Annotated in this window: 3 protein-coding genes; 1 reads left to right on the top strand and 2 read right to left on the bottom strand. The window is 66.7% G+C overall.

Going from position 1 to position 2,090, the window contains the following annotated elements; genetic code table 11:
- The coding region (locus tag IEY93_RS18840; RefSeq protein ID WP_229691255.1) for a hypothetical protein at window positions 1-257 on the bottom strand (257 nt) is incomplete at its 3' end.
- A 363-nt stretch (window positions 258-620) separates the two neighbouring features.
- Here IEY93_RS18840 and IEY93_RS18835 point away from each other — a divergent pair.
- The gene (locus IEY93_RS18835) at window positions 621-1,508 is read left to right on the top strand and encodes a LysR family transcriptional regulator (protein ID WP_229691254.1); all 888 of its coding nucleotides are present in this window, start codon (window positions 621-623) and stop codon (window positions 1,506-1,508) included.
- A 301-nt stretch (window positions 1,509-1,809) separates the two neighbouring features.
- Here the strand turns inward: IEY93_RS18835 and IEY93_RS18830 are convergent.
- Window positions 1,810-2,090, bottom strand: a 281-nt coding sequence (locus IEY93_RS18830) for a hypothetical protein (protein ID WP_189164397.1), incomplete at its 5' end; no start/stop codon positions are given.

Genomic DNA, 2,090 nt, shown 5'->3' with positions numbered 1-2,090 from the left:
GCGATCTCGGCGACGTAGTGCTGGATCACCAGCCCGGTGCCGATCATCTCCACGTTGATCGACATCGGCCGGCCGTCATCCGTCGTGGTGTAACCGGCCGCCTTATGGTCGGGCGGAGCGCACCGCTGGTACTCCTTGTCAGGAAGGTTCAGCAGCCAGTCGGCGATGTCGATCGCCTCCCAGGGCGCGTCGAGCGGCGCGTGTTCCGTCGAGGTGGACAGCACCAGATCGGACAGGACCTTCTTCGGATCACTCATGGTCTGCTTCCTTCAGTGAGAGCCCGGCTTGAGCCGGGCCGGCTTGTATGGGGGAGGGTCCACCGGACACTGCCGGTTCGACCGCCCTCGGTAATCCGTCGACCGCCTTGCGGTCTTCGACGGGGGCAGGGCGAGGAGGCGGCGCGGGCCGGCCGTCGCCGCGGGTTCCAGCACCGAGATCACCGGCGCACGGCACCGGACACGGCATCCCTGCTGCTGAGTCCGGACCGTTCAGAGGTGTCCGCAGTCTTCGGACCGACCCCGTCAAGGCGCTTCGACGCCTGTTCTGCCATGCCTCTACATTGAAGATAAGTTGCGGACAGGTCAAAGACCGAGTTTTTATTCCAGCAATAAATGAGGTGAATGATCGTGGAATTGAGAACCTTGCGGTTCTTCGTCGCTGTGGCTGAGGAACAGAGCTTCACCCGCGCCGCCGAGCGGCTCTTGGTCGCACAGCCCGCCGTCAGTCACCAGATCCGCTCTCTGGAGAAGGAACTCGGCGAAGCTCTCTTCGAACGCAACGCACGCAGCGTCCGGCTGACCGAGGCGGGCCGGGTGCTGCTTCCCATGGCCGCCCAGACCCTCGCCGACGCGGACAGAGTGATCGCCGAGTTCGCCTCCCGCGCCGCCTTGGTCACCGGCACGCTGCTCCTGGGCGCCGTGGACGGGGTCGACCACACACGTCTGCCCGAGATCCTGGGCGCCTTCCACCGCCAGTACCCGGGCGTCGCCGTGCAGCTCGTCGAGGGGCGCAGCGCCGAGCTCATCTCGCGTGTCGAGAACGGTGAGCTGGATGCCGCAGTAGTGGCCCTGCCAGAGCATTCCCTGCCCCAGGGCATGCGAAGTGTGGTCATGCTCGAAGACGAGATCGTGGCCGTCGTCCCGGTGGACTCCCCGCTGGTAGGTCGAAAGACCATCCCCATCGAGCTGCTATCCGGAAAAACCCTGATCAGTTACGGCCAGAACAGCGGACTGCGGGCATGGCTGCAGTCCGCGTTCGATGCCGCCGGCATCGACTTCAGCACTCGATACGCGACCAACGACGGGGCCCTCCACGTCGCACTGGTGGAGGCGGGTGTCGGCGTCGCCCTGACGGTGGGTACCGACCGGACTCTCGCCGGTAACCCCCGGGTCAGTGGCGTCCCGATCAGTCCCTCCCTCACTTACCGCAAGGCGCTGATCTGGCGGGGCACCCAGCAGGCCACCCGGCCGTTGCGGGCCCTCCTCGCGCTTAACCCCGGTCTCGCCTGACGACTGCGGCGCTTGGACGCATCCGATGACGTTCGAGCGACGGCCGCCAACCCGTGCATGTGGCCCTATCACTCGGGGACTCACGTACGGTTTCCTGCGGCCCGGCATCCAGTGTCCCTGGAACCCGCGCGCCTTGCCGTGCGGGAGCCGAAAGGCCGCCACTCCAGACTCGATCGCCCAGGTGAGCCCCAGTCCGGCCCGGACAGCGGCCACCATGGCCAGGTCAACAGGTCGATGTACACACATCCTCCCGGTGCGGAACGGCGGCACGACGCGCATCCGGGGGCGTGGACGCACCGGTTCATGGGGTGCTGATCGTGGAGCGGTTCCGTCGGCCGATGGTGTAGCCGGTCCGGTGGCCGATCTCGTCCTGCACGGCGAGGGCCATGACGAGATCGGGCACGTCGTCGCGGGCGATGTCGCTGATCAGGCCTGAGACTTGCTCGCTGTGGGTGAGCGGGACGAGCCTGGTGGCCTTCCATCCCCGCGGGATGCCCTCGGCGTCGCACATCGGCTCGATCTTCCATGCCGGGTAGGTCTGTTCAAGGAGTTCGGCCTGCCGCCTGACCATGGCGATGATCT

Source organism: Sphaerisporangium melleum (assembly GCF_014646695.1).
Lineage (GTDB): Bacteria > Actinomycetota > Actinomycetes > Streptosporangiales > Streptosporangiaceae > Sphaerisporangium > Sphaerisporangium melleum.
The sequence above is the reverse complement of the archived record's forward strand: the minus strand, read 5'-3'. Positions and strand labels throughout refer to the sequence as shown.

What these genes read in the sequence shown, in the direction of transcription:
- IEY93_RS18835 (WP_229691254.1), top strand. Translation starts at nt 621, where the DNA reads ATGATCGTGGAATTGAGAACCTTGCGGTTCTTCGTCGCTGTGGCTGAG.